The 4,476-nt window shown below is 73.5% G+C and carries 5 protein-coding genes; 3 read left to right on the plus strand and 2 right to left on the minus strand.

Going from position 1 to position 4,476, the window contains the following annotated elements:
* Positions 1 to 109: 109 nt before the first annotated feature.
* A complete protein-coding gene (locus ACWF94_RS34390) occupies positions 110 to 1,009 on the minus strand; it encodes a carbohydrate kinase family protein (RefSeq protein ID WP_453497759.1) in 900 nt (299 codons plus the stop codon).
* Between the two features lie 162 nt (positions 1,010 to 1,171).
* On the opposite strand from ACWF94_RS34390, the gene ACWF94_RS34395 reads away from it, so the two are divergent.
* Positions 1,172 to 1,603: a Rieske (2Fe-2S) protein gene (locus ACWF94_RS34395; protein WP_453497762.1), complete on the plus strand. Its 432-nt coding sequence runs from the start codon at positions 1,172 to 1,174 to the stop codon at positions 1,601 to 1,603.
* 17 nt (positions 1,604 to 1,620) lie between these two features.
* Here ACWF94_RS34395 and ACWF94_RS34400 read toward each other — a convergent pair whose 3' ends face one another.
* Entirely contained in the window at positions 1,621 to 2,547 is a 927-nt protein-coding gene (locus ACWF94_RS34400) for a hypothetical protein (protein ID WP_453497765.1), read from the minus strand.
* 269 nt (positions 2,548 to 2,816) lie between these two features.
* Between ACWF94_RS34400 and ACWF94_RS34405 the strand changes: the two genes are divergently transcribed.
* Positions 2,817 to 3,443 carry a papain-like cysteine protease family protein gene (locus ACWF94_RS34405; protein ID WP_453497768.1) on the plus strand — a complete coding sequence of 209 codons (627 nt, stop codon included), beginning with the start codon at positions 2,817 to 2,819 and terminating at the stop codon, positions 3,441 to 3,443.
* A 5-nt stretch (positions 3,444 to 3,448) separates the two neighbouring features.
* Positions 3,449 to 4,396: a hypothetical protein gene (locus ACWF94_RS34410; RefSeq protein ID WP_453497771.1), complete on the plus strand. Its 948-nt coding sequence runs from the start codon at positions 3,449 to 3,451 to the stop codon at positions 4,394 to 4,396.
* The last annotated feature ends 80 nt before the right edge of the window (positions 4,397 to 4,476 follow it).

A 4,476-nucleotide genomic window follows, 5' to 3' on the forward strand; every position in this document is an offset into this window, starting at 1 on the left:
CGCCGAGCGGGTCCGGTCGCTGCGCGAGCGCGGCCAGAACCCGGGCGACGACTGGGGCACAGGCAACGTCTGAGACCGACCTCACACCCCGCCGCCCGGCCGCCCCGGCCTACGCGGCGGCCAGCTCGGCCGCGTACGGCGGCTCCGCGCCCGTACGGGAGCAGGTCACCGCCGCCGCCCGGGAGGCGAAGGCCAGGACCTCACGCCAGCCACCCGCGCCCAGAGCGGCCATGGCGTCGGCCGAGAGTGCGTCGCGGGACGCGAGACCGTGGAGGAGCGCCGCGTTCACCGTGTCGCCCGCGCCGATGGTGTCCACGACCGTCACCGGCGCCGCCGGAACGGAGACCTCCACCCCGCCCCGCGTCCGTACGGCCATGCCCCGCGCACCCCGGGTCAGCACCACCGCGGGCGGTCCTTCGGGCACCCCGCCCAGCCAGTGGGCGTCGTCGTCGGACAGCTTCAGCAGCGAGACATCCGGCAGCCAGCCGGCGAACCGCTTGCGGTAGGCGTCCGGGTCCGGGATCAGACCGGGGCGAATATTGGGGTCGAGCAGGGTGAAGACGCCGCGCCCGGCCTCGCGCCGCAGCAGTTCCCCGTACGCGCTCGCCCCCGGCTCCAGCACCAGCGAACAGGTGCCGAACGCCACCGCCCGGACAGCGTCCGGCAGCGGGGGCGGCAGCTCGAAGAGGCGGTCAGCGCTGCCCTGCGCGTAGAAGCCGTACCCCGCGGAACCGTCCGTTCCGATGGAGGCGACCGCCAGGGTGGTCGGCTCGGGCCCGCGCGTGACGAGGGAGGTGTCGACCCCGGCGTTCCGCAGTCCGGTCAGCAGCGCGTCCCCGAAGCCGTCCGTGGACATCCGGGAGCAGAAGGCGGCCCGCGCGCCGAGCCGCCCCAGGGCGACGGCGGTGTTGTACGGGCCGCCGCCCAGGCGCGGCAGCAGGGCCGGCAGCGGCACGCCGACCCCCTGCGGGACCAGATCGATCAAGGACTCTCCGGCGACGACGATCACGGGCCGAACGTAGCCCATGGCCGGACGGCGCGGGAGGGAGCCCCCGGTCCTGCGCACCGGCCCCCGTCGGTATGGTCGGGTCTGTCGCCGCCCATCCGTCCGCGCCCGCCGGCGCACCCCATCCGATCGACGCTCTGAACAGCTCTGAACAGTGGAGTCCTCATGCCCGGCCCCTCCTCAGCCGCCCGCCGTACCGTGCTGAAAGGCGCCGCCCTCGCCGGGGCCGCCGGTCTGGGGGCCGCCGCCTGCTCCACCGATTCCAAGCTCGGGCACGCGGAGGACCCCACCCCGACCGAGCAGGTCGATCTGGGCGCGGCGGACGCGGTCCCGGTCGGCGGAGCCAGGCTCTACCGCGAGCAGCGGGTCGTCGTGAGCTGCCCGGTCGCGGGTCAGTACAAGGCGTTCAGCGCGCAGTGCACCCACGCGGGCTGTGTCCTGGACAAGGTCGAGGGCACCGAGGCCAACTGCCCCTGCCACGGCAGCCGGTTCGACGTCACCACCGGAAAGGCGCTCGTGGGCCCCGCGACCGTACCGCTGCCTGAGGTCCCGATCCGGGCCCAGGGCGGAAAGCTCATGGCGGGACCCGGCGCGTAGCCCGCAGGAGTCACGCCTCAGTCCCAGTCCCAGTCGATCCCGAGAATCCCCGGGCGCACCCCCTGCTCCACCAGATGGACCGTACGGTGCTGTCCGCTCAGGGTGAGATCCGTCCGGGCTCCCCGGGGCGCCCCCGTCGTCGCCTGCGAGAACCTCCGGCACCGCACCGGCAGCGCACCGCCGTCGAAGCGCACCTGGAGGACGTACTGGCCGCCCGCGTAGGTGAAGCCGCGCACATACTCGGTGCTCGGGCCGCCGGTCCCGTCCTCGACCCGGTAGCCGAAGAAATACGTCTCACCCGCGCGCAGCCGGGCGTCGAAGAGCAGTTCGGCGATGACGATCCCCGACTCCCGGTGCCAGCGCACCCGCCCGGTGCGGCAGTTCTCCCGCGCGCTCACCCGCACCCGCGCCGGTTCGCAGCCCGGGTCCCCGTGGTGGATCGCCAGATAGCGGTCGATACCGTCGCGGTGGGCCCGGACGACATGCTGGGAGTCGCGTCCCAGCAGCTCCCGGTCCGGTCCTATCCCCACCCGCTCATGGTGGCCGACCGTGTGCAGCCCGCCGTCGAGCGGGCACTCCAGCTCCGCCAGGAGCCGTTCCACCGTGGCGGACACCTCCATCAGGGAGCGGTAGGAGCGGGCGGCGGGGCGCTCGGCACCGGAGCGGGCGATCTCCTCGCCGAGCAGTCTGATCAGCGAGTTCCCGGGGAGTTCGAGAACCTCCTCCAGGGCGCGTACGGCCCGCAGTGACTCGGGCCGCTGGGGGCGGCGGGCCCCCTGCTGCCAGTAGCTGAGACTGGTGACACCCACCTTGATGCCCCGGTGCGCGAGATGGTGCTGCACCCGCTGGAGCGGCAGTCCGCGCACCGAGAGCGCGGCCCGCAGCGCCAGATGGAACGGGCCCGTGTGCAGCACCTGCGCCAGATCGGCCTCGGTGTGACCCATACGAACCCCTCCCGCGGGCTTCGGGCCGTACCGTGCGTGCTCCGCGCGGGGCCCAGTGAACGTTCACGACGGCGGCGGGCCGCGCGGACGGGCGTCGACCGCCGTCCAGGTGGAGCGGGACGGATGTGTTCACATCTCGGCCGCGGCGTTCACACCGCCGTGTCCACCGCATTGAAGCGTGTTGACCTGCTCGCGACAAGGATTGATGCTCAGTCCGCAGCGTCCGGACGCGCTCCTCCACCCCCACCAATCCCTCTGGGAGGACCGCGATGCGCACTACCAGGAGACGGCTCGGAGCCGTCTCGGCAGTACTCGCCGCACTCATCACCGTGCCCCTGTCGTCGGCCGCCGCGGCACCGGCCGACGACCCCGCCACCACCCGTGCGACCGGCCCGGCGGAGGCCGGTGCCGCCCTCGCCGCGAAGCGTCTCGACATCACCATGCAGGCACAGCTCAAGACCAACTGGTGCTGGGCCGCGGGCGGCAACACCATCGCCGCCTACTTCGGCAAGAACTACAGCCAGAACCAGTTCTGCAACGCCGCCTTCAACCGCTCGCAGAACAGCCAGTGCCCCAACAACCAGGCCACGCTCGGCAATGTGCAGACCGGGCTGCGCTGGGCCGGGGTGCGGCCGGGCTCGTACATCAGCAACTGGCTGCGCTACCCGGCCGTGCAGACCGACATCGACCAGAACCGTCCCATCGAGACCCGTATCCAGTGGTCCAGCGGTGGTGGCCATATGCATGTGATCTACGGCTACGACACCGCCAGCAGCTGGGTCTACTGGGGCGACCCCTGGCAGACCAGCAGCCGCTACAACTGGGGCTCCCACGCCTGGTACGTGAACAACAACTCCTTCTCCTGGACCCACTCGCTCTACCGGATCGGGGCGTGAGCGCGATGAAGCGGACCTCGGGCACTCCAAGAATCCCGGGCACTCCAAGAGTCTCGGGCACCTCAAGAATCCCGGTCACCTCAAGAACGTCCGTCACCGCCGCCTTCGCGGCCTGTCTCGCGCTCGGCGCGGTCGGCACGCTCGCCGGCGCGTCCACGGCAGCCGCCGACAGCGGTACGGCCGTGCCCCCCGCGAGCGGACCCTCGGCCGCCGATCTGGCCGCGGCCAGGGGAGCGGCCACCGCTCCCGCCACGCTGGAGACCCTCTCCCGCTTCTTCGCCCGGGACGGAGCGGTCGCCAGGTCGGCGGCGGCACCCCGTGCCGAGGGCAGTACGGTGCCGGTTCTGACGCTGTCGCCGGAGTTCGTGGCCGGGAAGGCGGGCGCGCCCGTGGCGCGTACGGAGTTCCTCGCCACCAAGGCGGTCTCGTCCGACGGTCAGAAGGCGTCCGTCTGGGCGGCCCGGCTGGGCGCCCAGTGGCAGGTGGTGAACATCGCCACCGGTGACGACGAGTTCCGCTACGCCCGGCAGGGCGCGGGCAGGCTCCCCGGCGGCACGGTCTTCCGTGAGCCGCAGATCGACGCCTGGTACGTCAGCAAGGGGGCGAAGGTGCTCCCGCTGGACGAGGACGCGATACGCGCGGTCGGCGCCGAGGGCACCACGCTCAACGCCTACCGGGCCCGGGTGAAGGCCGCGTACGGGGACAAGCTGCCCGGCTCCGCCTATGCGAAGAAGGGCGTCGCCGGAGGCTACGAGGCCCCCGCCGGCCCAGCGGGCAAGGCCGGGGCCGCCGCGCCCGCCGCCGCACCCGCACCGGCCGCCGCACCCGTCGCCGCACCCGAGGCGCGCGACAGCGGCGCGGTCACCGTGGCATCGGTCGCCGCCGGGGCGGGCGCGGTCCTCGCCGTCGCCCTGTGCGGGACGGCGGCGGTCAGGCTCCGGCGCCGGGTCTGAGCGCACGGGCGCCTGTCTCCCTCCCCGGTGACGGGCGCCCGCTGCCGGGGCCCCGGCCCCGCACGGCCAGGCCGCGGTCC

Source organism: Streptomyces sp. NPDC055078, assembly GCF_053607985.1.